Genomic DNA, 24253 nt, shown 5'->3' on the forward strand with positions numbered 1-24253 from the left:
TGCCTTGCTCATCCCGACCTTCGGGAATTCTCGTTTCACCACTGCATAGGAAGCCATGCGGTGCTTTTAGTGCTTGCAAGTTCAACTCAGAATGTATGAGTGAGAAAGAATGGAGCAACATCAAAAAGCCCCGGAAAGCGTGGCTTTCCGGGGCTTTGTTGTTTGATTGTCCGCTAAAGCAGTTCGCATTTAGACTGAAACATCTGAACTGCTTTAGCCTTTGTTTTTGCGTATCTTTATCCGAAAACCGGGTCCCACTTTTCGGCGATACGCTGTGTTTAGCGTGGCAGGTTGGAGGAACCTGTCAGGAACTCGTCGATTGAACGAGCCGCCTGACGACCTTCGCGAATAGCCCAGACCACAAGGGACTGGCCTTTGCGCACGTCACCTGCTGCAAAGACCTTTTTGATGGAGGTCTTGTAGTCTTCGGTGTTGGCTTTCACGTTTGTACGTGGGTCAAGTTCCAGGTCGTCACCTGCTTCTTTGACGTAAGTTTCCATGTTTGGGCCAGAGAAGCCAATGGCTGCAAGAACAAGGTCTGCCTTGAGAATGAACTCGGTTCCTTCAATCGGAACACGTTTTTCATCTACACGAGCACATTTTACGCCTGTTACGTGACCGTCTTCATCACCTACGATTTCGAGCGTTGCCGCGGAAAACTCACGTTCTGCGCCTTCAGCCTGAGAGGTTGAGGTACGGAACTTCGTTGGCCAGTATGGCCAGAACTGGTTCTTATCTTCCTTCAGTGGTGGCATTGGACGGATGTCCATCTGGGTTACAGACAGAGCGCCCTGACGGAAGGATGTCCCAACGCAGTCAGATGCGGTGTCACCACCGCCGACAACAACAATGTGTTTGCCGCCAGCCCAGTATGGCTCTTCGCCCGATACATCTTCACCACCAACGCGGCGGTTCTGCTGTACGAGGAAAGGCATCGCATACATCGCACCTTTGAGGTCCATGCCTGGAATGCCTGGATCACGTGGGCGTTCTGCACCAGTGCAAAGCAGTGTTGCATCGTGACGTGTGTGGATCTCTTCAAACTCTACGTCTTTACCGATTTCACAACCGTAGTGGAAGGTTACGCCTTCTCCTTCCAGCTGTGCTACACGGCGGTCGATATAGTGTTTTTCCATCTTAAAGTCAGGAATACCATATCGCATCAAACCACCAGCACTTGGTTCGCGTTCGTAAACATGAACTGTGTGACCAGCGCGCGCCAACTGCTGAGCAGCTGCCATACCTGCAGGACCAGACCCAATAACTGCAACAGTTTTACCTGTCTTAGTAGCTGCTGGTTCAGGCTTGATCCAACCTTCCTTAAAGGCGCGATCAGCGATTGCTTGTTCGACAGTTTTAATCGCGACCGGAATGTCTTCCAGATTCAACGTACATGCTTCCTCGCATGGAGCAGGACAAATACGGCCCGTGAATTCAGGGAAGTTGTTGGTTGAATGTAGATTGCGTGATGCTTCTTCCCAGTCGCCAGCGAAAACCAGATCATTCCAATCGGGGATCTGGTTGTTTACTGGACAACCGGCAGGACCGTGGCAAAACGGAATACCACAATCCATACAACGAGCTGCCTGACGCTCCACTTCCGGCTGCGAGAGCGGGACAGTGAATTCGCGAAAATGGCGGATGCGATCTGATGCCGGCTGGTAGTTTTGCTCCTGCCGGTCGATCTCCAAAAAGCCAGTTACCTTACCCATGTCTTCCCCTCTTATTCCGCAGCCGCGAGGCCCAGACGCGCAGCTTTCATTTCCTGAAGCGCGCGACGGTATTCAACCGGCATAACTTTCACAAACTTCGGACGCCAGTTCTCCCAGTCATTCAGAATATTCTGAGCTTTGGTGGAACCAGTATACTTCACGTGGTTTTCAAGAATGAGACGTAGACGTTCGTCGTCGTGGCGTGTCATGTCAGCTGACAGATCCACACGTCCTTTGTACTCGATGTCGCCGCCATGGTGATGCAGCTTTTCGAGCAGGTCGTCTTCTTCTTGCACGGGCTGAATGTCTACCATTGCAAGGTTGCAACGGGAGCCAAAAGTACCATCTTCGTCCAATACGTAAGCAACACCACCGGACATGCCTGCTGCGAAGTTACGGCCAGTCTGACCGATTACAACAACAACACCACCGGTCATGTATTCACATCCGTGGTCACCAACACCTTCAACAACTGCAGTTGCTCCGGAGTTACGAACCGCGAAACGCTCACCGCCAACACCACGGAAGTACACTTCACCGCTGGTTGCTCCGTAAAGAACGGTATTCCCAACAATGATGGAATTTTCCGGCACGATGCGGGTGTTTTCTGGTGGGCGTACGATAATGCGACCACCTGAGAGGCCTTTGCCTACATAGTCGTTTGCATCGCCTTCAAGATCGATCGTCACGCCCTTGGCAACAAAGGCACCAAACGCCTGACCAGCCGTACCTGTCATAGAGATATGAATGGTATCGTCTTTGAGGCCTTTTGCACCGTAGCGTTTAGCAATCTGACCAGAAAGCATTGCGCCAACGGAACGATCAACTGACTTGATCTTTGCCGGGAACTCAACTTTTTCTTTGCTTTCGAGTGCTGGCATCGCGTTGCGAATGAGTTCACGGTCCAGAACATCGTTGATTGGATGTTCTTGAAGCTGTGACCAGCGGCTTTGTTCCTGGGCCGCATCTGGACGATAGAAGATCCTTGAGAAATCAAGGCCTTCAGACTTCCAGTGATTGATCGCAGTTTCTTTGTCGAGCATGTCGGAGCGACCGATGATTTCGTCCAGTTTCCTGACACCGAGTTCTGCCATCAATCCGCGAAGTTCTTCCGCTACATAGAAGAAGTAGTTGATGACGTGTTCCGGAGTGCCTTTAAAGCGTTTCCGCAGAACCGGATCCTGGGTCGCAATGCCAACCGGGCAGGTGTTGAGGTGACATTTACGCATCATCAAGCAACCAGCTGCGATCAGCGGAGCTGTTGAGAAGCCATACTCATCTGCTCCCAAAAGAGCGCCAACAAGTACGTCACGGCCTGTACGAAGACCACCATCAACCTGCAAAGCGATACGGGAACGCAGACCATTGAGAACGAGCGTTTGCTGGGTTTCAGCAAGGCCCATCTCCCATGGAGAACCAGCGTGTTTCAAAGAGGTGAGCGGAGATGCGCCTGTGCCACCGTCAAAGCCTGAGACCGTGATGTGGTCTGCGCGCGCTTTGGCAACACCTGCTGCAACTGTTCCAACACCAACTTCAGACACCAGCTTGACTGAGATATCTGCCTCTGGATTCACGTTCTTCAGATCGTAGATTAGCTGCGCCAGATCTTCGATTGAGTAGATGTCGTGGTGCGGAGGAGGTGAAATCAAGCCTACGCCCTGCGTGGAGTGACGTGTCTTTGCGATCACTGCATCCACTTTATGGCCTGGCAGCTGTCCGCCTTCACCCGGCTTTGCACCCTGAGCGACCTTAATCTGGATCATATCAGAGTTGACCAGATATTCGGTTGTTACACCAAAGCGACCTGATGCAACCTGCTTGATCGCAGAACGCATTGGGTTGGGAGATCCATCCGGCAGTGGGTTGAAGCGTTCGGCTTCTTCGCCACCTTCACCGGTATTGGATTTACCGCCAATCTTGTTCATAGCAATCGCAAGCGATGTATGAGCTTCGCGAGAGATTGAGCCGAAAGACATTGCACCCGTTGAGAAGCGCTTGACGATGTCTTCTGCGGACTCAACTTCATCGATGTTGACTGGACGGCGTCCCAGTTCTTCTGCTGATTTGATGCGGAACATGCCACGGATTGTGTAACGGCCAGAGGCTTCGTTCACTTCCTTGGCAAACTCCAGATACTTTTCAGGCAAGTTGTTGCGTACTGCATGCTGAAGTGTGGCGATGCTGTCCGGGGTCCACATGTGGTTTTCGCCACGGGTCCGGTATGCATACTCACCACCAACGTCCAGCGAGCGACGCAGAACAGGAATGTCCTCAAATGCATCGTGGTGACGAACAACAGTCTCTTCAGCAACTTCTTTCAGGCCGATGCCTTCGATGGTTGTTGCTGTACCGAAGAAGAATTTTTCTACAAATTCTGAATTCAGGCCAACCGCATCAAAGATCTGCGCACCGCAGTAAGACTGATAGGTGGAGATGCCCATCTTGGACATGACTTTGAGCATGCCTTTGTTAATGGCTTTGATGTAGCGAGAGACAACTTCATGCTCATCCACTTCCTCAGGGAAAGACCCTTCAGAGTGCATTGAACGGATTGTTTCGAATGCGAGATAGGGGTTGATTGCCTCTGCACCATAACCGGCCAGAACGCAGAAGTGATGAACTTCGCGTGCTTCACCCGTTTCAACCACAAGACCCACTGAGGTACGAAGACCTTTGCGGATCAGGTAGTTATGGACAGCAGCTGTCGCCAATAGTGCAGGAATTGCAATGCGGGCACGTGAGATTACGCGGTCAGACAGGATGATGATGTTGTAACCACCATGAACAGCTTTTTCAGCGCGAGCACACAAGCGCTCCAGAGCATCTGCCATGCCCTCGGTCCCCTTCTCAGCAGAGTAGGTGATGTCGAGGGTTTTGGTTTGGAACTGATTGTCTTCAATGTCACCAATAGCGCGGATCTTTTCCAGATCAGCATTGGTGAGGATCGGCTGACGTACTTCCAGACGTTTGGAGGTAGAAAGACCTTTCAGATCAAACAGGTTCGGACGTGGTCCAATGAAGGACACGAGGCTCATCACCAATTCTTCACGGATCGGATCGATCGGTGGGTTGGTTACCTGCGCAAAGTTCTGCTTGAAGTAGGTGTACAGAAGCTTGGATTTGTCTGAGAGGACGGACACAGGTGTGTCAGTACCCATAGACCCCAGTGCTTCCTGACCAACGGTTGCCATTGGCTGCATGAGAAGCTTGATGTCTTCCTGTGTGTAACCAAAGGCTTGCTGACGGTCGAGAAGGGTTTCACCTGCAACCGGCGCGCGTTCACGTACGGATGGGAGGTCTTCAAGAACCATCTGCGTGCGATGCAGCCAGTCTTTATAAGGGTTTGCCGTGGAGAGCTGGCGCTTGATTTCTTCGTCAGAAACAATACGACCTTCTTCCAAATCGATCAGGAGCATTTTGCCTGGCTGGAGACGCCATTTCTGGATGATCTTCTCTTCTGGAATGTCGAGAACACCAACTTCAGAAGACATAACCACGAAATCATCATCAGTGACGATGTAACGGGCAGGGCGTAGACCATTACGATCAAGCGTTGCGCCAATCTGACGACCGTCTGTGAAGGCTACCGCTGCAGGTCCGTCCCATGGTTCCATGATAGAGGCATGGTATTGGTAGAAAGAGCGACGGTTTTCGTCCATCAGCGGGTTGCCGGCCCACGCTTCCGGGATCAGCATCATAGCTGCATGCGCAAGGGAATAGCCGCCAGTGGTGAGGAATTCCAAGGCGTTATCGAAGCATGCTGTGTCAGACTGACCTTCGTAAGAGATCGGCCATAGCTTGTTGATGTCGTCACCAAATGCAGGAGAGGACACAGATGCCTGACGGGCTGCCATCCAGTTTACGTTGCCGCGCAAGGTGTTGATTTCACCGTTGTGCGCAACCATACGGTATGGGTGAGCCAGATCCCATGACGGGAAAGTGTTGGTTGAGAAGCGCTGGTGAACCAACGCCAGCGCAGAGATGAAGCGCTCATCACGCAGATCGTCATAGTAAGCGCCAAGCTGGTACGCGAGGAACATGCCTTTGTAGACGATGGTGCGGCTGGAGAAGGAAACGACGTAGAAACCTTTTTCTACGGCCTCAGATTTCTCGCGCACTACGTTGGAGATCACTTTGCGCAGGATAAAGAGGCGGCGCTCCAGAATGTCGCCATCTGTATTGTTTGGTAGAGTTACAAACAACTGACGGGAAACAGGTTCTGTCGCTGCAATATCCGGTGCTTTCGACAAAGAAGAATTGTCGACCGGAACATCACGCCAGCCTAATACTTCAAGACCTTCATCAGAAACACATTCCGCAACGATGCTTTCGCATTGCTCGCGGAGCTTTTTATCTTGTGGAAGGAAGAAGAACGCAACGCCGTATTCGCCAGCTTCTGGAAGATCGAATCCGATCTTCGAGCATTCTTCTTTGAAAAACTCGTGTGGGACCTGGGTCAGCATACCTGCACCGTCGCCCATCAATGGGTCAGCGCCAACTGCGCCGCGGTGTGTCAGGTTTTCAACGATCTGAAGGCCGCTTTGTACCACGTGGTGAGATTGTGCGCCTTTGAGGTTAGCTATAAAGCCGACGCCACAGGCATCGTGCTCTTTGGCTGGATTGTAAAGCCCCTCAGTGGCAGCAGTGCGGAGTTTTTCCGTAACGGTGCCTGTGGTGGTAGCTCGGGTTTTCATAGGTTCCCCCCCACTCATATGCATCGTGTTTCCTCCTTTTTCTGCCATTTTTGGCCTCACTTTCGCTCATCTCAATGTGACTGGTTAAGGTCACTTCCTCGTTCGGGTCGCGGGGAGGTCTTCCTCGCGGCTCGTTCGAAGCCCCGGCACGGCTTGCCCCGGATCTGTCGAATGAAGCACGGCCTCTTTATACATAGGGCCGCCCATTCGGAGTTTCCTCCGATCTATCTTACCCCTTTGGCGAGTGCATTGCGATATGTCCGCATGGCACACATTTGGGGGAGAATGTCGCGGCGTTGGGAACGCGCCTACATCCTTCTCTTTTGCGTTGTGTGGATCTCTTAGGTGGATCGCTTGGAAGCTGTCTTCCAGATTGTCATCAACGCATGCGGGATAATAAGGACAGTACTCCTGTCCTTTTCCGCGTCGCGAACATGCCAGATTTCAGAGGGTAGAGCAAGAGCGTTTCAGAAAGTCTTTATTTCTATTCTTTTAATTTTATTAGGCCGATTGTCGCATTGGCATCTAAAACTCAAGTTAGATGCAATAATATTTCAACTATTCACGAACCTGTGAGGACGATGATCTCATTTTATTGATTTAATCGCGTGAAAATAACATGTGTTTGATTTCCCATTGATCGAGTTTTTTGTCAGAACTGTCTTCAGAGGCGAACCAAACCTGTTGAACACATCGCCGAATTTCAATTTGAGGAGTTTTGAAATGTCCAAAAAAACGTTGTCCGCTGCTGTACTTGCGACCGCTGTTACTGCTGCTGTAGCTGGTGCAAACATTACTGTTGCTGAAGCTGCTTCTAAAGAAAAATGTTACGGCGTTTCCCTTGCTGGTGAAAACGACTGTAAAGCGGGCGCTGGCACCACTTGTGCAGGTACTTCCACTGTTGACTATCAGGGCAATGCTTGGACCCTCGTACCAACCGGTACATGTGAATCCATTGAAGTCCCAGGTGACCGTAAAGGTTCTTTGACTGAACTTTCCCGCGATCTGCCTCACTAATCGCTTTACTTTACAATATACTGCGTTGCACCGGGGCGGGTTTTTCCCCTCCGGTGTTTCTTTAAGAAGAAGTCATAATATAGAACGAGGTACTGATATGTGCGCGCAAAGAGTCAATGCAAAACTACCTGCACGAGGTGGCGTGGGCTTAAAAGCTGATCATTATCATCGTATTCTCAATGACAAACCTGATATGGGCTTCTTCGAAATTCACGCGGAAAACTATATGGGTGCCGGTGGTCCTCCACACGGTTACCTTGAAGCGATCCGTCGTGATTATCCTATCTCTCTTCATGGTGTCGGGTTGTCTATTGGTGGAGCTGATCCGCTGAATAAAGAGCACCTTTCTCGCGTGAAAGATGTCGCTGATCGTTATGATCCGGGCCTTTTCAGTGAGCACCTGGCCTGGTCAACGCACGACACCGAGTATTTCAATGATCTTCTGCCTCTGCCTTACACTGAGGTGACATTGCAGCAGGTCGTTGACCATATTGATGAAGTGCAGACCTTCCTTGGTCGTCAGATGTTGCTTGAAAACCCAAGTGCTTATGTGATCTTCAAGGAGAGTACCTATGAAGAAACTGAGTTTCTTCGCGAGATTGTAAAACGAACTGGCTGCGGATTGCTGCTGGACGTGAACAATGTCTTTGTTTCTGCGACGAACTCTGGTGGCTCTCCTGAAGATTATGTGGACCGATTCCCGGTTGAGCATGTTCAGGAAATTCACCTTGGCGGGCATGCACCAGAAACAGACGAGCTGGGCTATCCTCTTCTAATCGATGCACATGATCGTAAAGTTGCTGATCCTGTGTGGGCGCTTTATGCGCGGACAATTGACCGGACTGGTCCTCAACCAACTCTTATTGAGTGGGATGCGAATATTCCGACCTGGGAAATTCTCGCTTATGAAGCTGAACAGGCGGATGTGGTGATACAATCTCACATTGAGACGCAGGCTCAAGCCGCTGAGAAGCGGGGTGATCATGTCCCAAGCGCCTGACAGCATTAAGGAAAAGATTGCGTTGAAAGGTTTTGGCGTTCCTTTGCAGGATTTGCAGTCAAACATGCAAGGTTTCGACATGTTTTCAGATGGGCTGATGAATCCAGCCGTCCCTGTACCCGATGGGGTTTTGGGGCGTGATGGTCAACCTTCTGAGAAGCGTTATGGCGTTTACCGCAATAACGTAATGGCGAGTTTGATTGATGCGATGGCTACCAACTTTCCTGCGGTGCATGATTTGGTCGGGCGTGATTACTTCCGAGCACTTGCTGCAGAATTCGTTCGTAAGCATCCACCAGAGCATCCGGTACTTAGTGAGTTTGGAGGCAAGTTCTCTGAGTTCATTAGCGCGTTTCCTCCCCTTGCAGATTATCCATATCTGAAAGACGTCGCAGAGCTGGAATGGGCATGGTTGCGCGTGTACCACGGGCCGAATGCGACGCCTGTTGCGCCGGATGTATTATCCAAGATTGATCCAGCAAAACTGGGGGATGCGGTGTTTACGCCGATCTCTGCACATAGACTGATTTACTCCCGTTTTCCGCTTAGCGAAATCTGGAAACAGAACCGCTCGGAAGACGTGGGAGGTGTCACGCCTGAGGCTGATCAAGTGATTTTGATTTGCCGACCTGACATGGACGTGACACTGACCGGACTGGCTCAGGACGTAGCGGCATTCGCCGATTTATTGTTCTTTGGCAAGACATTGGGGGAGGCTGCGGAAGCAGTTTCATCCTCTTACAAATTCTTTGATCTGTCGCAGGCATTGGGCTGCCTGCTGAGCGCACGCGTGTTCGCGAGCGTGGACGTCAAAGCTTAATATTGATTGCGAGGGGCTGGGCGGTAAGGCCCCCGAGTGGTGGAAAGCACCAGAGGAGGAATCCGATGAGAATGCTTGTAAATTTATACCAGGGCGTATTTGGCTGGCTGGAGCGTGTAACTGAAGGCTGGTTTCTTGGCCTGTCTGCGCGTTTTCTTTTCGCAGGCGTCCTGTTTATGTACTTCTGGAATTCAGCGCTGACCAAGTTTGGTGATGGTGCGCTTGGGTTCCTGTTCCCTTCAACCGGTGCATATGCGCAGATCTTGCCGCATATTACCGAGGCGGCTGGGTATGATATTTCTCAGATTTCGTTTTTTCCCTATGGCCTGATTGTGCTTTTGGGAACATGGGGTGAAGTGATTATTCCGGTGCTTATTGTTGTGGGCCTGTTTACCCGTGCCGCAAGCATTGGTTTCATTGGCTTTGTGATTGTTATGTCTATCGTCGACGTGGTTGGTCATGGTGTTGATATGCCGACAATTGGTGCGCTGTTTGACCGCCATCCGTCTGCTCTGATCTTTGATCAGCGTGCACTGTGGATCTTCCTGGCAACTGTGCTTGTGATCCGTGGTCCTGGAGTGTTCTCGTTGGATTGGGTGTTGGGCAAATGGTTCGGCATTCACCACGAAACGGGTGTTTCAGATACAAAGAGCCACGCATGAGGCTTATATTGAGAGCCTGATAGAGTTATTGGCTTTCATTCAGATATTGGAGCGTGTCACTGATGAAGTGATGCGCTCTTTTTCGTTTGTGTATATGACTAGAGCTTGCGCAGACTGAGCTAAAGGAGGTGGCGTTGCAGATTATGTGCCTGAATGGTTGGGGAGGGACGCTCTACTCTGACTTGCTGCCGTATTTATCTCAGGCCGCGCCTGATGTGCTTTGCCTGCAAGAGGTGGTTCACACACCAGAAAGCGATAAGGACTGGCTGACTTATCGGGATGGTGATCACGTCTTACCTCAGCGTGCTAATTTCTTCCGTGATGTTTGCGCAGCGCTGCCTGAGCATGTGCCTGTCTTCTGTCCTGCTGCTCAGGGTGTGCTCTGGGATGAGGAGCAGTCTGTCCCCTCTCAATGGGGGCTGGCAACATTTGTGCATCGTTCCTTCCCTATTATTGGTCAGGTGCAAGGGTTTGTGCACAAAGACTATTCTGCTGATGGTTATGGAGACCACCCACGCTCTCGTAATGCGCATGGAGTTCGTGTTTATGATTATGCGACAGACCGTGCTGTGAGCATCACCCACATGCATGGCCTTCGTGATTTGAATGGTAAGATGGACACGCCAGAACGCTTCGACCAGGCGAAGCGGTTGATCGATATTTCGCGCGGAGTTTCTGAGGCTGGTGATCTGAGAATAGTATGTGGTGACTTCAATGTTGAGCCTGACAGCGAAACCATTCGTTTGCTGGAGGAAGATGGTTTGGTTGAGTTGGTCAATCATTATGGCGTCGAAACTACTCGGAACTCCTATTACAAAAAGCCAGGTAAGTTTGCTGATTACTTGTTGATTGATCAGGTCGATGAGATCCAGAAGTTTCAAGTATTGCAGAAACCTGAGGTCTCAGATCATTGCCCACTTGTTCTAACTTTGAAAGCTGACCTTAAAAAAGGGCACCTTTCTGGAACTTCTGAGAGTGTGTTGCTCTCCTAAAGGGCTTCTCGTGGAGAGCTTTGCCCTTAAGGTCAATAAATGGCTTGAGTTCCCTTGGTATATTGTTATTCAAATCCTATGATTTTTGCGAGTGACAATTGGGCAGGTGCGACGAGTGCAGTTATGACTGCACTTGCGAACCATACAAGCGGCTTTGCCACCGCTTATGGGGTTGATCCATTGAGCCGCTCTATCGAGCGGCAGTTCAATGATCTCTTTGAAAAAGAAGTTGCAGTGTTTCTGGTTTCTACAGGAACAGCAGCGAATTCCCTGGCGCTTGCGACCTATGCGAAGCCGGGTGGGGCAGTGTTTTGCCATGAAGATGCACACATCAATGTTGATGAGTGCCATGCTCCGGAATTCTTTACGGCTGGTAATAAGCTGATTGGTATTGGTGGCGAACATGGCAGACTTACGCCTGATGCGCTGCGTACCGCGATGAACAAAGTACCGGATAATAATCCGATGCATGGCCGTCCTGCTGCGGTTTCTATCTCTCAGGTGACTGAGTTTGGGACCATCTACCAACTTGATGAAATTCAGGCGCTGGCGGACGTGGCTCATTCCCGTAATGTACCACTGCATATGGATGGCGCTCGTTTTGCAAATGCGCTGGTGTCTTTAGATGTTTCTCCAGCAGAGATGACATGGAAGGCCGGTGTGGATGTTCTGTCCTTCGGTGGTACCAAGAACGGTTGCTGGTGTGCTGAAGCTGTTGTGTTCTTCAACCCTGAAGAGTCCGAGGGCTTTGAATATTTGCGCAAGCGGGCTGCACAGGTCTTCTCAAAGGCGCGCTTTATTTCTGCGCAATTTGAAGGTTACCTGAAGGACGACGACTGGCTGGCTTCAGCGCGTCATGCCAACGCGATGTGCATGCGTCTTGCCGATGGTATGCGCGATATTGAAGGCGTGCGTTTGCCAATTGAACCACAGGCCAACGAGTTGTTCCCGGTGTTCACCAAAGCACAGGCTGCACGTTTGGAAGCAGCTGGCGCGAAGTTCTATGATATTCCAGCGGATTTCGTCTCAGAAGATGAAGTGTTCCTTCGCTTGGTGACCTGCTTTGCGACCACACCAGAGATGGTAGACGAGTTTCTGACGCATCTGCGTGGGTAATCGCGTCAAACAGCCTGTATCGTGATTGCATCTTATGATTGCGGTGTGGAGCAGAAGGGCATAGAATGCTGGTCTGCGGAGGGATATAAATCCGCAGACCAGCGGGGCACCTGCAAGGGGTTAGCAAGGGTGTTAGAGGCCAACCCTTGCGGTGTCAGTCCAGTGGGTTCAAGGCAAGGCCTTAAGTGAACTAACCTACCCTTCTTATTTTGCGTGTAACTTACCACTCGATAATTCTTAAGTGGCTGAGTGGTTGTAGGGAACGCAGAAATTCCAGAAAATAGAAACAGATGCAGAGAGAGTATCTTTGTGCTTGCTGAAGCGCGCATAAAAGAACGCCCCGCTGGGGCAAGCGGGGCGTTGATTGTGTCTGGCCCTTACTGGGGGGAAAGGCAGCCAGACAGATCCGCATGGGAGGATTGCGGAGGAGGAACCCTGTTGATTTGAGTGGGATTGATTGGCAGGGGCGTGCCAATCAATCTTTGAGAGACATTAGAAAATCTAGAATGTTACAAGGGTGGCCACTCGCGAGGGTGGGAGTTTGGGAGGAAGGTCCTCGCGAGGGCTTTGGGTTTTAAAGGCGTATTCTTATCTGAAAACCGGTTTCCACTTTTCAGGAATACACATCAGTGAGCTACTGTTTCGCCTTCAATTTGTTTGTGTTCTTTTTTATCTCCAGCCGTGATGTTGATTTTGCGCGGTTTTTTTGCCTCAGGAATTTCTCGGATGAGGTCAATGTGGAGCAATCCGTGCTCCATACTTGCGCCAATCACTTTCACATATTCGGCGATCTGGAAGCGGCGTTCAAAAGCGCGGGAGGCGATTCCCCGGTAGAGAACTTCTTTTTCGTCGCTTTCAGGACTTTTCTCGCCAGAAACAGTCAAGACATGTTCTTTAGCTTCAATCGTCAGTTCATCTTCCATAAAACCAGCGACTGCCATGGAGATGCGGTATGCGCTCTCTCCTGTGCGCTCAATGTTGTAAGGAGGATAGGCTGAGCCCTGTTGTTCCGTTCCTGAATCCAGCATGGAGAAAAGACGGTCGAAACCAACAGTGGAACGGTAGAGGGGGGTAAGATCGAAATGACGCATTTTATGTGTCCTCTTTTATGTGACCAACGGGTCATCTGAGCAACGTTCACCATTCGCCGCAAAGCGCGCGGACGATGAAATTTCCTTTTGCTTACAGTGCCTTCCCAATCGTGGCGAAGGTTCTAAGCGGTGTCAGACCCACTCTGTGGCGCCTGTGATTTTGAGATGGGGACGGGGCGAATAAGTTTCAAGAGTTTTTTTCAAAATAGGTGTATTTGCTGGAATGATGCCCGCATTTTCAGATTAACATAACCTGAACAGGCGCTTCTGATCCCGTACATCCGCGCCTTGTTACGTTCTCCTTGTATTCAGGCAAACCTTATTGCCGACAAGGAGAGAACAGATGAATGCTTTGAAGAAAAAAGTAACCGGACTGGCCGCTGCAGCTGTTGTTGCTCTGGGAGTTTCTGGTGCGGCGGCTCCGGCAAATGCAGGCGCTCAATTCACCTACGATGGACCAAACGTAAGCGTTCAGGTCACGCAGGCTCACTATAAGAAGAACCGTCATTGGGGACACGGACAACACCATGCACTGAACAAGAAGCAGATCAAACGGCGTCTGCGTGCCTGGGGCTACCGGAATTTCAAGAAAGTGAAGCGCAAGGGCGATGTTTACGTCGTGAAGGCCAGCTGGCAGGGCCAACATCGAGCTCGTTTGGTCGTTGATGCCTATAGCGGCTGGATCATCAAATATCGTTATCTGGGGTACTAAAGGGCATTCCCAAGATCTTAATCTGTTTATCCGTCTGACCTGCCTCTTTGCGATCAAGGCAGGTCTTTCGGCGTTTGGGCTCTAATATGCTGTTTCTTTAATGCGCCCCGGATAAGCTTTGTCATAGGCGTCACCGTCAAACTCAACTTTTGACAGTGCCTGTGCCATTTGTCCGGCAGTTGGAACTGTTTTGCGGTCTACCTTCGCATCTTCTGTCCAAAGGCCTGAGCGGTAAATGGCTTTCTGGCACTGGTAGTAGATGGTTTCGACCGTGACGACCATGATAGATTTCGGCAGTTTACCTTCTATCTTATGAGCTTCCAACCGGACTGGATCCGCAGAGATTTTGGCTTTCCCGTTGATGCGGATGGTTTCACCGACACCAGGGATCATAAACAACAAAGAGACACGTGGATCCTGAACGATGTTACGCAAACTATCGATGCGGTTGTTGCCGCGACGGTCCGGAAACTCGATGGTTTTTTCATCAATGACCTTTACAAAGCCTGCAGGGTCCCCACGTGGAGAGCAGTCGGTGCCTTCTTCAGAAACAGTTGTGAGTGCGAAGAAAGGAGAGGTTTCGATAAAGGTTTTGTAGTGCTGAGAAATATAGCCGACTTCTTTATCGATAGAGATTTGTTTCGGGCTTCCATAGAGCTCTTCGAGCTGGGCGAGGCTGGTAATCTCGTGGGAAACAGATGTTAGGTCTGTGTCTTGCATGTAAATATCCTTGTTACCGCGTACTGAGATGGAAAAAACTTCCAGAAATTGCGGTTGCGGCCTGTTGCTTGGAAAGGCTATCAAATTGAGAGTGAGAGAACTAGAGGTTACGCGCTGATGGTACTGGTCAATACGGATTTCAATCGGGTTCCAGAGGGAACGGAGTCTGGTTTTATCCAGACAGAAGACAACGTGAAAATCCGTTGGGCACGCTGGGCTCCGACCGGGTCTCCGCTCAAGGGGACTGTGACTGTTGTCCAAGGCCGTACCGAGTTTATTGAGAAATACTTTGAGGTTGTTGAGGAACTGCGGGCGCGTGGTTTTTATGTGGTGGCTTTTGATCTGCGCGGGCAGGGTGGTTCTGAGCGTTTGCTGAAGAACGAGCGGCGCGGCCACGTTGAGAGTTTTGATGAGTTCGCTCTGGACCTACATGCTGTTTTGGACAATGTCTCGCTTTCTGATTGTCCCGGGCCGCACTTCCTACTGGCACACTCAACCGGCGGTGCTGTGGTTATGCATGCTAATCGGCGGCTGAAGACCAAGATTGATCGGGCGGTGCTGACAGCTCCCCTCGTCGGTCTTGCGATGAAGGGACGTATGGTCAAGATGGCAGGTGCGCTTGCCAAGACGCTTGTCTGGGTTGGCATGGGGAACGCTTTTGTTCCCGGTGGCAATGACAAAATTCTTGTCGACTATGACGGTAATACGCTCACGTCTGATCCTGATCGCTTTAAGCGGATGAATGCTATTCTTGAAGAGGCGCCTCAGTTGGGGCTGGGTTCTCCGACGGTGAGCTGGTTCCGTGCTATGGGATTGGCGACAGAGCGCTTTAGAGAGCCTGAATTTCAGATTGAATTCGGCGTGCCATCTTTAGTCATCGGTGCGGGAAAGGATCAGATCGTCTCGACTGACGATGCCGAGGAAGTTTGCCGCTCTTGTCCTGGTATGAGTTTTCTGGAGATTCGAGGATCTCGCCATGAGATTCTAATGGAGCGAGATCCTTATCGTGAGCAGTTCTGGGCTGCATTCGATGCATTTATTCCGGGAAGTGCGGATTAAACAGCTACTTGCGCCAGTTTGGTGAGCAGCTCATCGTGGAGGCGCTTGTCGCCTGTGGCAAGCACTTGCCCGCCGTCTGCTGCATTGCCTCCGGTCCAGTTGGTGACAAAACCGCCTGCGCCTTCAATGATTGGGATCAGGGCAAGGATGTCGTAGGTGTTCATGCCGGTCTCAATGACTGCATCAAAGCCTGCTGCTGCCACCATGGCGTAGCCATAACAATCTGTGCTGTAGCGGGTGAGGCGAGCTTCTGCGCAGATCGTGTCCCATACCGGGCGCTCGACTTCATTGAACAAGGCCGGCTCGGTCGTGGTGATGATTGCCTCTGACAAGGATGCGCAGCTGCGGGTTTTCAGGGTGCGCTTGCCGAGTGGACCAGTCATGAAAGCTTCGTTGCAATCGCCCCAAAAGCGCTCGCTGTTATACGGCTGGCTCATAATGCCTTGAGAGGCTTTGCCGTTGGTTCTGAGGCCAATCAGTGTGCCCCACAACGGAGTGCCGCAGATGAAAGAGCGTGTGCCGTCGACTGGATCAAGAACCCAGACATTCTCTGCGTCTTCGCGGATCTTGCCGTATTCCTCGCCGATGATGCCGTGATCTGGACGCTCGGCTTCCAGAACCGCACGGATTGCTTCTTCTGCAGAACGATCCGCAATGGTGACTGGATCAAAGCCTGCTTCCAGTTTGTTGTCTACTTCGTAGCCGCTGCGGAAGTGCTGCATGGTTTTAGCATCCGCTGCGTCAGCAAGTTTGTGAAGAAAAGCATAATCAGGACTGGGAGAGGTCATATCAATTTATCCGGTAGGAGCAGTCAATTGCATGCGCACCATAGTCAGGATTTAGAAAAGTGCAAATGTCTATGGCTCTGAGGCCGGTTTTAGTTTGCAAATGCTCTTGTTGAAACCATGCGTTGGTGTCTACGACTTACTGCTAAACTATAGTGTGAAACTCATACCAACGGCTATGATCCCTGAAAAATCAGGGTGTTGTCTCAAGGATACAAACTGGCCAATTCGTATAGGAACAGCCCGATTTCGGAGCTGAATGCTTGACGTGTTTGCGATGCGATGCGAGTTTTATTGCAGCGCGACATTCAGTGTCTGCGCCGCCCTTCGCGAAGGGCGTTTCCTCCCTAGACTAAGGGCCGCCTCCAGATGAGAGCGGCCTTTTTTTTGTCTGGTTGTTAATGTTCTCCGTCGTAGGGAGGTGCAGGCAAGGGGAGAATAAGGTGCCGAATTTCTTTGAGAGTCCGTTTAAAGGGATCCCGCTTCAGGAGCAGGTGATCAATCCCAATATTATTGTTGGAAAGCATTCCTACTATTCTGGATATTATCACGGCCACAGCTTTGATGAGTGTGCCCGATACCTACGCTCAGATGAAGAGGCGCAAGACAAGCTGATAATCGGTGCGTATTGCTCTATCGGTTCAGGGGCAGCGTTTATGATGGCCGGTAACCAGGGGCATCGTCCTGAATGGGCCACAACGTTTCCATTTCACTATTTTGATGAGCCTGCTTTTGAAGGAGCTCAGGACGGTTTCAAGCCTGCAGGTTCAACACGTGTTGGCAATGATGTCTGGATTGGTTCTGAAGCGATGATCATGCCGGGTGTGCAGATCGGTAACGGCGCATTGATTGGCAGCCGTGCTGTCGTGACTAAGAATGTACCAGCATATGCCGTTGTGGCCGGTAATCCTGCAACAGTTGTGCGCTCCCGCTTTTCTGAAGAACAGGTTCAGATGCTATTGGAGATGAAATGGTGGGATTGGACAGATGAAGTCCTGAAAGGGGCCATGCCTCTTATGTGTTCCTCAGATATTGAGAGGCTTTACGACTACTGGCTTGGTTTTTAGGCAGTATGGACTGGGGCTGCAGGTTATTCTGCAGCCAGAGTTTCTCTGGTAAAGCTTTCCGTTACCATCTCGACCAAGGCAGTAATGAACTCCATCAGGTCTTTGCGCAGGTCGTGGAAACCTGAGTGTGGCTGGTGGGTGTGCTCATCCATGTAGAGTGCTCGGTTGATCTCAACCTGCAGCGCGTGCACGCCGCGTTCTGGCTTGCCGTAGTTTTCTGTGATGTAGCCGCCAGCATACGGGCGATTGAGAGCTACGTTATAGCCCATGTTTTGCAACAGTCCGACTGCACAGGAAGAAAGCCAGGCAGAACAGCTAGTCCCGAACCTATCCCCAATGACGAAGTCGGCTTTAGGGTCGTGGTTCTTGTTTGAGTTGGCGGATGGCATTGAATGGCAGTCTACCAGGACTGCGAGGCCAAACTTGTCCTGTACGTTGCTCAACAGGCCACGCAAGGTGTTGTGATAGGGCTTGTAGACTTGCTCGATGCGATCCAGCGCTTCTTCTGCCGGAATACGCGTGTGGTAGATCTCCCTACGCTCACCCACAATGCGGGCGATGGTTCCAAGGCCTCCTGCAACACGCAGAGAGCGCGAATTGATGTGCTTGGGGAGCTTGCCTTCAAACATCTTTGGATCGAGCTCATAGGCCTCTCTGTTCACATCAAGGTAAGCACGCGGGAAGTTGGCTTTTAGAACCGGTGCACCTAGTTGCTCGACATCCTTGATGAGAAGATCGACAAATGCATCCTCGCTTTGTCTGATCTGGGTGGTGTCCAACCGAGAGGCTTGAAGGAACGACGAAAGGTACGCGCGCCCGGAGTGGGGGCTGTTAAAAATAAAAGGGACAGAATGTTCATCTGGGGAGAGTACCTCAAATGCGGGTACCTGATCTCCGGTGTCAAGCGCACTGCTGTAGTTCGCTATCGCCTTAATCTGATGATCTTCCAAAACTGTCACAGAGCCTACATTCCTTAATCACCGCAATCCCGCTTACTATAGAACGAGATCTGCGTATGGGCTAGACATTTGAAAGTTTGCTTATGAAATAGGCAAGAGATGCGCGAGTTTTTGCGTAGTTTGAGGGGGCGGTGTGGCGCTGGACCCTCAGTTGACGCAGAAGTCTCTTTAGAAGTGAACCTGTTTCATTTGTCCCTATTGTTTTGACAGGTATTCCCGAGTAGTTTCCTGTTCCTAACAGCGTACGGTATTCGGAATCTGTCGGATTGCGAGGGGCGAGTGCGTCTGACATATTCTATTTATTTACGGGAGTGCTCTGAAAAGAGAACCCCGTCGCTGCACCTGGAGTTTTAAGGTTGTCGAACATGTCTCGAATTCTGCTCGCGGAAGACGATAATGACATGCGCCAGTTCTTGTCCAAGGCACTTGAGAAGGCTGGGCACACTGTTGTTTCCTTTGATAATGGAAAGAGCGCATACGAACGTATTTGCGAAGAGCCCTTTGCCCTATTGCTAACTGACATTGTGATGCCAGAGATGGATGGTATTGAGTTGGCTCGTAAAGCTACTCAACTTGATCCGGACCTGAAGGTTATGTTCATCACAGGATTTGCTGCTGTTGCGCTTAATCCTGATTCCAAGGCACCTCAGGATGCAAAGGTTCTTTCCAAGCCTTTTCACTTAAAAGATTTGGTACGCGAAGTGGAAAAAATGCTTGTTTAGTTAGTTTTGAGGGGTGAATGTGGAAAGAGATAGCAAATTTCCATTTTTGGACTTGCACGTTCTCAAAATTCCTCTTATACGCCTCTCCACCGCAGCGTTTAAGCGCTGACGGACGAGCTTCTTTGAAAGTTTCGGGCGTGTAGCTCAGCGGGAGAGCACTACGTTGACATCGTAGGGGTCACAAGTTCGATCCTTGTCACGCCCACCATTTTTCGTCGGTTAACATCCTTGATGTATATCCGGCGGAGCGGACCTCGATCTTGGTCCTGCGCCGCTTCGTAAGAATGCAGCGCGGCGAGATCAGAGGTTGTACTAATGAGGCGCTTAGCGCCTCTTTTCACTGGCGGATCGTGGTACTTCAGGATCCCTATAAAATTGACCCTAACCGGGGGTAGGATAATGAAGATTAAGAATTCTCTTAAGGCACTCATGGGCCGCCATCGTGATAACCAGATGGTACGCCGCAAGGGTCGTGTTTACATCATCAACAAAAAGAACCCACGCTTTAAAGCACGTCAGGGTTAAGTTTTCTGCGCTGATTTAAACTAAAACAGCGCGAAAAACCCTTGGTTCTAAGAGTTGCGAGCCGCATGGCAAAAGTGAGATGCTTTTGCCATGCGGTTTTTTTTGTTTGCTCGCCCAAACAGCTCCGTCACAGGGGCATCGACGTTTCCACAACTTCAGCTCTCCGGTTTCTCGGTAGGGGGCTCTTTTTCACGACAATCTGACAGGTTAAGGCGTTGCGTTGGCGCCTGTGGTGTTGTTGCGCTTGCGTGTTTCCTGCTGCTTGTGGTGGGAGTGGAGCGTTTAGGTGCTTCTGAGCGTGTTGTGGCTGTTGTGGGTCCCGTAGAGGTTCAGGTCACTCGTGGACTGCCAAAGGGGCATCCTAAGCTCAATACCGGCCCTGAGGCTGCTCTTAATGGTCCTGCTGGCGGTCCTGCTCAGATAGGGCGGTCTGCACCCGGGCATGGTGTACCCGCTCACTACACGCGTGGGCAACTTCTGGATGCCTTGTTCCTTGAACTGAGGGATGCGGATACATTGGGTAATGCGCAATCGATCTCACGGCGCATACATAGCCTCTTCATGCAGTCTGGGAGTCATACGCTTGATCTGCTTATGATGCGTTCTGCTAAAGCTATTGAAGGGAAAGAATACGGTTTAGCGCTTGATTTGCTGGACGCGGTTGTTCGTTTAGATCCCGGATATGTGGAAGGGTGGAACCGCCGGGCGACCGTATATTTCTTGAAAGAGGATCTGGGGCGTTCACTTGCTGATATTGAGCAAGTGCTTCGGATCGAGCCGCGCCATTATCCTGCGCTCTCAGGTTTTGCCATGATCCTTCGGAAAACTGGAAAGAACGATAAGGCACTTGAAGTGTTTCAGCATGTGCTGAGCATCTATCCGTTGCTGGAGAATGCTCAGGATGCTGTTAAAAGCTTACGTGTGGAGCTGTGGGGGCAGTATCACTAAGCTTTCAAAGACTATTCTTAGTCCAGTAGGCGGTTTACAGCTCTGGTGATGCCTGATTTATATTCTGCGTAGTTTGAGACCGTTAGAGAGAGCCCCTTGGCGAGGGTGTAGAGGATGAATGCGTCGTCTTCTGCCTGCTCTTTGCTTCGGTTCTCATGCGTCTCCAGGATCACATCCGCAATTTTGAGCATGACCCGAGGCATGATGCCTTTACCAACGGCAGACATGACCTGCTCACCCATCTGAACCAGCTCGGCGCCGTGGACAGAATTTCTCATCAGATCGACATGCTGACCTATGATCGTGTCCAAAGCGCGTAGGATGCGAGATTTGGAGTCATTGGTCTTTTCTTCAAGAATATCCAGTGCCTGGAGCCCAACCTCTTCAGAATACTCCTCAATTATGGTCTGGAACAACTCTTCCTTACTTCCAAACTTTTTGTAGAGCGATTGGCGTGAGAGGCCGACCGCGCTTGCTACGTCACCGACTGAGGTCTTTCGGAAGCCATATTGAGCAAAAACGCCCAGTGCCTTCTTTTTATCAAAGTTTGTTTTCATGTTTACCTGGTTGACAATTTCAGTAATTATTGTCAACTTAATTATGCGGCACGAATAGGTGCCGCGCATTGGAGAATTTAATGAGCACATTGAACAAGAGCAGCGCAGTATCCAACTGGACTGCGGATAAACTGCCTTCTCTTGAGGGTAAAACTTATATCATAACAGGCGGTAACTCCGGTATTGGCCTTGAAGCGGCAAGGATGCTTGCGAAAGCGGGTGGTGACGTTGTTATTGCCTGCCGGAATACTGAAAAAGGTTCAGTCGCCCAACAAGCATTGCAAGTTCAGGCGAAGGGAAGAATAGACCTTGTCCAGTTGGACTTAAGTGATCTCTCGTCTGTTCGCCATGCAGCGGAAAACGTTGCTTCACGATACACCAAGATTGATGCTCTCATCAATAACGCTGGCATTATGCAGACGCCAGAGTTGAAGAGTGTTGATGGGTATGAGTTGCAGTTTGCGACCAATCATCTGGGACATTTTCTATGGTCTGGCTTGCTCAAACCTAATGTCGAAGCTGCAAACGGAAGGTTTGTTGTGGTCGCTAGTCTTGTGCACAAGATGGGCAAGATCAACTTTAACGACCTGATGATGCGTGAAAATTATGCGCCTATGAAAGCTTATTCGCAAAGTAAGCTGGCCACTTTGATGTTTGGATTGGAGCTTCAGCGGCGTTTGTCGGATGCAGGGAGTTCTTCATTTGTCGCTATGGGGCATCCAGGTTATTCAGCCACCAATTTGCAGAGTACAGGTCCGACAGGCTGGATGAGCATGGCGTATAGATGGATGAATAGTATGTTCGCGCAGTCTGCTGAGCGAGGTGCGCTTCCAACGGTGCTCGCTGCTGCTGGATTGGAAGTTGAGCCGAATGGCTACTATGGCCCAACAAAGCGTATGGAGACTGTTGGATCGGTTGGAAGAGCGCAGATCGCTAGCCATGCGCTGAACCCGGAGGTTGCTCGTCGTCTTTGGAGTGAGAGTGAATGGCTCACAGATTTCAAATGGGCGTTTTAAAGCAAGGCTGTGTTTTGTGAAGTTCGTTGCGTTGGAGCAATCTCATTTAATCGATTGAAAGAAAAAAGCCCGTGATACGAAATCACGGGCTTTTTATTGCTTTAAGATGTGTTCTTTGACGACTTAAGCGTCTTTGGAACCCACGAATGCGATACGCAGCATGTTTGTGGAACCCGGGGTGCCGAATGGAACACCAGCGGAAACCAGAACGCGCTGACCTGGCTTTGCAAAACCTTCAGTGTTTGCAAGGCAGCATGCGCGATCGATGAGATCTTCCTCAGTCGCAGCATCCTGATTGGCAACACAGTGCAGACCCCAACCGATGGTCAGGCGGCGAACTGTGGAGATTTCAGGAGAGAACGCAATGATTGGTGTTGCAGGACGCTCGCGAGATGCGCGCAGTGCTGTGCCACCAGATGCGGTGTAGGAAATAATCGCTGCCAGATCCAGAGTTTCAGCGACCTGATGAGCTGCAGCAGTGATTGCGTCAGCGCCGGTTGCTTCTGGTTCTGTGCGTTGAGCGTGAATGATAGAACGGTAGTTCTCGTCCTGCTCAACTTCCACGGCGATTTTGTCCATGGTTGTAACGGCTTCTGTCGGGAAGTCACCAGCAGCAGATTCAGCGGAAAGCATCACTGCGTCCGCACCTTCAAACACTGCATTTGCCACGTCAGAAACTTCTGCGCGGGTTGGCACCGGAGACGTGATCATGCTTTCAAGCATCTGCGTTGCAACAACAACTGGCTTACCAGCTTTGCGGCATGCGCGGATCATACGCTTCTGAAGGCCTGGAACCTGCTCAAGTGGCATTTCAACGCCAAGATCACCACGGGCAACCATGATTGCATCGGACAGCTCGATGATCTCAGAGAGACGATCAATTGCCTGCGGCTTCTCGATTTTTGCCAGAACGCCAACGCGGCCCTGAGTGGTGTTGCGAACTTCGATGAGGTCTTCTGGGCGCTGTACGAAGGACAGTGCGACCCAGTCAACTTTTGCATCGAGAGCTGCAAGAAGATCTGCGCGGTCTTTTCCGGTCAATGCACCAACAGGGATCTCTGTATCTGGAACAGAAACGCCTTTACGGTTGGAGATCTTACCGCCCACTTCAACAGTGGTCACGCAGCGTTGTGGAGACGCTTCAGTTACACGCAGGCAAACTTTGCCATCATCTACAAGAAGGCGGTGGCCAACTTCGAGGCTGCCAAGAATTTCTGGGTGTGGGAGGTATACGCGGGATGCGTCACCTGGAGCGTCGTTTGCGTCAACAACAAAGGTTGCGCCATTTTCTAGAACTGGCTTTGCGTCATCTGCGAAAGTGCCAACGCGCAGTTTAGGACCCTGCAAGTCAGCGAGAATGCCGATTGGACGGCCTACTTCTGCTTCTACTTCGCGGATGCGACCAACCAAATTGTTGAGAACTTCGTGGGAGGAATGGCTCATGTTGATGCGGAAAACATCGGCACCTGCAAGCCATAGCTGTTTGATTGCTTCTTTTTCGGAAGACGCCGGGCCGAGAGTTGCTAGAATTTTGACCCGTCTATTACGCTTCATCGTCCACCTGTTCCTTGCTCTACCGGCTCCGTCAGCTGGACCGTCCAGCTGCTTTGCTCGCCTGTATCTATTTCAAAGAAACCTGTTCGCTCATAACCGCGAGCGACACAGTCTTCTATACCGCGAATGGTGAATTTTTTTTGACGTACACACATATACGCCTTGCCATCCCATTCGCCTTTTTGGTCCGTTTGTACTGCGTACAAGTAAAAGTAGCGTGACGCTAATTCACCGGACAGCAGTGTGTCACAAGTGCTTTTTTCGATGGTCCACCATCCTTCGGTGATCCAATCGGCGCCATCGCGGTAGCCTATTGCGATGTTAACTGTGCTTTCGGTCTTATTACATGCACGAAAGTCCGCTTTAGCAGAGGGGATCTGCTGAAAGCTCAGAACTCCAAAAGCAACACAGGCAAGAGCCAGTGAATTTTTCCGAAAACGGTTTATTACAGCAGATGCGAAGTCGTTTCTGGATGTTCTCATAACAGTCATATGTACAGCTACAAACGGCAGTTTAATGCGTTCA

General features: G+C 50.7%; 22 protein-coding genes and 1 tRNA gene. 14 read left to right on the top strand and 9 right to left on the bottom strand.

The features are described from left to right. Positions 1 to 278: 278 nt before the first annotated feature. On the bottom strand, positions 279 to 1712 hold the full coding sequence (locus PsWM33_RS17010; protein WP_063290280.1) for a glutamate synthase subunit beta: 1434 nt from the start codon (positions 1710 to 1712) through the stop codon (positions 279 to 281). 11 nt (positions 1713 to 1723) lie between these two features. Then, complete coding sequence (gene gltB / locus PsWM33_RS17015; protein ID WP_082827062.1) at positions 1724 to 6406, bottom strand: glutamate synthase large subunit; 4683 nt, start codon at positions 6404 to 6406, stop codon at positions 1724 to 1726. Between the two features lie 723 nt (positions 6407 to 7129). On the opposite strand from gltB, the gene PsWM33_RS17020 reads away from it, so the two are divergent. The 6 genes from PsWM33_RS17020 (at position 7130) to PsWM33_RS17045 (ending at position 12013) form a co-directional block, all read left to right on the top strand. Next, positions 7130 to 7423 (top strand): BufA1 family periplasmic bufferin-type metallophore, encoded by a 294-nt coding sequence (locus tag PsWM33_RS17020; RefSeq protein WP_057461822.1) that lies wholly within the window; start codon positions 7130 to 7132, stop codon positions 7421 to 7423. Between the two features lie 97 nt (positions 7424 to 7520). Further along, entirely contained in the window at positions 7521 to 8423 is a 903-nt protein-coding gene (bufB, locus tag PsWM33_RS17025; RefSeq protein WP_063290279.1) for an MNIO family bufferin maturase, read from the top strand. Continuing rightward, a complete protein-coding gene (locus tag PsWM33_RS17030) occupies positions 8407 to 9243 on the top strand; it encodes an HvfC/BufC N-terminal domain-containing protein (protein ID WP_063300996.1) in 837 nt (278 codons plus the stop codon). Before bufB ends, PsWM33_RS17030 begins: the two co-directional genes overlap by 17 nt. A 71-nt stretch (positions 9244 to 9314) precedes the next feature. Continuing rightward, on the top strand, positions 9315 to 9905 hold the full coding sequence (locus tag PsWM33_RS17035) for a DoxX family protein (protein ID WP_063300997.1): 591 nt from the start codon (positions 9315 to 9317) through the stop codon (positions 9903 to 9905). A 134-nt stretch (positions 9906 to 10039) separates the two neighbouring features. Continuing rightward, entirely contained in the window at positions 10040 to 10897 is an 858-nt protein-coding gene (locus PsWM33_RS17040) for an endonuclease/exonuclease/phosphatase family protein (protein ID WP_063300998.1), read from the top strand. A 78-nt stretch (positions 10898 to 10975) separates the two neighbouring features. Then, positions 10976 to 12013, top strand: a complete 1038-nt coding sequence (locus tag PsWM33_RS17045) for a threonine aldolase family protein (RefSeq protein WP_063300999.1) — start codon at positions 10976 to 10978, stop codon at positions 12011 to 12013. A 626-nt stretch (positions 12014 to 12639) separates the two neighbouring features. Here the strand turns inward: PsWM33_RS17045 and PsWM33_RS17050 are convergent. Beyond that, positions 12640 to 13104 (bottom strand): Hsp20 family protein, encoded by a 465-nt coding sequence (locus PsWM33_RS17050; protein WP_063301000.1) that lies wholly within the window; start codon positions 13102 to 13104, stop codon positions 12640 to 12642. Positions 13105 to 13447: 343 nt separating this feature from the next. On the opposite strand from PsWM33_RS17050, the gene PsWM33_RS17055 reads away from it, so the two are divergent. Further along, positions 13448 to 13816 (top strand): hypothetical protein, encoded by a 369-nt coding sequence (locus PsWM33_RS17055; protein WP_063301001.1) that lies wholly within the window; start codon positions 13448 to 13450, stop codon positions 13814 to 13816. An 81-nt stretch (positions 13817 to 13897) separates the two neighbouring features. Here the strand turns inward: PsWM33_RS17055 and PsWM33_RS17060 are convergent, their stop codons facing one another. Next, positions 13898 to 14536: a pyridoxamine 5'-phosphate oxidase family protein gene (locus PsWM33_RS17060; protein ID WP_063301002.1), complete on the bottom strand. Its 639-nt coding sequence runs from the start codon at positions 14534 to 14536 to the stop codon at positions 13898 to 13900. 117 nt (positions 14537 to 14653) lie between these two features. Here PsWM33_RS17060 and PsWM33_RS17065 point away from each other — a divergent pair, with 117 nt between their 5' ends. Further along, complete coding sequence (locus tag PsWM33_RS17065; RefSeq protein WP_063301003.1) at positions 14654 to 15595, top strand: alpha/beta fold hydrolase; 942 nt, start codon at positions 14654 to 14656, stop codon at positions 15593 to 15595. Here PsWM33_RS17065 and hisN read toward each other — a convergent pair. Then, positions 15592 to 16383: a histidinol-phosphatase gene (gene hisN, locus PsWM33_RS17070; protein ID WP_063301004.1), complete on the bottom strand. Its 792-nt coding sequence runs from the start codon at positions 16381 to 16383 to the stop codon at positions 15592 to 15594. The genes PsWM33_RS17065 and hisN overlap by 4 nt on opposite strands. A gap of 440 nt (positions 16384 to 16823) precedes the next feature. On the opposite strand from hisN, the gene catB reads away from it, so the two are divergent. Continuing rightward, positions 16824 to 17447, top strand: a complete 624-nt coding sequence (gene catB / locus PsWM33_RS17075; protein WP_063301005.1) for a type B chloramphenicol O-acetyltransferase — start codon at positions 16824 to 16826, stop codon at positions 17445 to 17447. Positions 17448 to 17470: 23 nt separating this feature from the next. Here the strand turns inward: catB and PsWM33_RS17080 are convergent, their stop codons facing one another. After that, positions 17471 to 18286: an N-formylglutamate amidohydrolase gene (locus PsWM33_RS17080; RefSeq protein WP_082596602.1), complete on the bottom strand. Its 816-nt coding sequence runs from the start codon at positions 18284 to 18286 to the stop codon at positions 17471 to 17473. A 485-nt stretch (positions 18287 to 18771) separates the two neighbouring features. Between PsWM33_RS17080 and cpdR the strand changes: the two genes are divergently transcribed. The 4 genes from cpdR to PsWM33_RS17100 all read left to right on the top strand — a co-directional run bounded on the left by cpdR (position 18772) and on the right by PsWM33_RS17100 (position 20601). After that, on the top strand, positions 18772 to 19128 hold the full coding sequence (gene cpdR / locus PsWM33_RS17085) for a cell cycle two-component system response regulator CpdR (RefSeq protein WP_008551455.1): 357 nt from the start codon (positions 18772 to 18774) through the stop codon (positions 19126 to 19128). A gap of 133 nt (positions 19129 to 19261) precedes the next feature. Continuing rightward, positions 19262 to 19336: transfer RNA gene (locus tag PsWM33_RS17090), tRNA-Val, on the top strand. 191 nt (positions 19337 to 19527) lie between these two features. Then, on the top strand, positions 19528 to 19653 hold the full coding sequence (gene ykgO, locus PsWM33_RS17095) for a type B 50S ribosomal protein L36 (RefSeq protein WP_054662728.1): 126 nt from the start codon (positions 19528 to 19530) through the stop codon (positions 19651 to 19653). Positions 19654 to 19743: 90 nt separating this feature from the next. Next, positions 19744 to 20601 carry a tetratricopeptide repeat protein gene (locus PsWM33_RS17100; RefSeq protein WP_208994603.1) on the top strand — a complete coding sequence of 286 codons (858 nt, stop codon included), beginning with the start codon at positions 19744 to 19746 and terminating at the stop codon, positions 20599 to 20601. Positions 20602 to 20618: 17 nt separating this feature from the next. Here the strand turns inward: PsWM33_RS17100 and PsWM33_RS17105 are convergent, their stop codons facing one another. Beyond that, positions 20619 to 21158, bottom strand: coding sequence for a TetR/AcrR family transcriptional regulator (locus PsWM33_RS17105; protein WP_057461810.1), 540 nt, complete (start codon positions 21156 to 21158; stop codon positions 20619 to 20621). A gap of 80 nt (positions 21159 to 21238) precedes the next feature. Between PsWM33_RS17105 and PsWM33_RS17110 the strand changes: the two genes are divergently transcribed. Then, on the top strand, positions 21239 to 22174 hold the full coding sequence (locus PsWM33_RS17110; protein WP_208994604.1) for an oxidoreductase: 936 nt from the start codon (positions 21239 to 21241) through the stop codon (positions 22172 to 22174). 123 nt (positions 22175 to 22297) lie between these two features. On the opposite strand, the gene pyk is transcribed toward PsWM33_RS17110, so the two are convergent. Together pyk and PsWM33_RS17120 are read right to left on the bottom strand one after the other, a co-directional pair. After that, the gene (gene pyk, locus PsWM33_RS17115) at positions 22298 to 23728 is read right to left on the bottom strand and encodes a pyruvate kinase (RefSeq protein WP_063298536.1); all 1431 of its coding nucleotides are present in this window, start codon (positions 23726 to 23728) and stop codon (positions 22298 to 22300) included. After that, positions 23725 to 24210, bottom strand: coding sequence for a DUF1036 domain-containing protein (locus tag PsWM33_RS17120; RefSeq protein ID WP_208992107.1), 486 nt, complete (start codon positions 24208 to 24210; stop codon positions 23725 to 23727). Before PsWM33_RS17120 ends, pyk begins: the two co-directional genes overlap by 4 nt. Positions 24211 to 24253: the final 43 nt, after the last annotated feature.

Source organism: Pseudovibrio sp. WM33, from assembly GCF_001623165.1.
Lineage (GTDB): Bacteria > Pseudomonadota > Alphaproteobacteria > Rhizobiales > Stappiaceae > Pseudovibrio.